The organism is Mycobacterium sp. 050134 (assembly GCF_036409085.1).
Lineage (GTDB): Bacteria > Actinomycetota > Actinomycetes > Mycobacteriales > Mycobacteriaceae > Mycobacterium.
On the sequence record NZ_JAZGLV010000087.1, the window covers coordinates 1 to 371 of the forward strand.

Annotated in this window: 1 pseudogene; it reads left to right on the forward strand. The window is 75.2% G+C overall.

The features are described from left to right. Positions 1-209 (forward strand): annotated as a pseudogene (locus SKC42_RS27515) (PE family protein); the annotation flags it as partial. Positions 210-371: the final 162 nt, after the last annotated feature.

A 371-nucleotide genomic window follows, 5' to 3' on the forward strand; every position in this document is an offset into this window, starting at 1 on the left:
CCGTTGCTGCCGGTGCCGCCGGTTTGACCGGCCGCGGTGGAGGCCAGGCCGGCGGCTCCATCACCGCCGGTGCCGCCGTGGCCACCGGCGCCGCCAATGCCGGCGTTGCCGGTGTTACCGGCGGTGCCGGCTCCGGTGCCGGCTGCGCCGCCAGCTCCGGCCGCACCGCCTGTACCACCAGAACCTCCATCGGTCCCGTTTCCGGGTAAGCCTGTCGCGTTAAGACCGGTTCCGCCTTGCCCGCCGGTGCCGCCTACTCCGCCGTTGCCGCCGACACCGCCTGCGCCGTTGGTGCCACCAATGCCGGCGGAGCCGCCGATTCCGCCGGCGCCGCCGGAGGCGCCGTTGCTGCCGCTACCCCCGGTTTGACC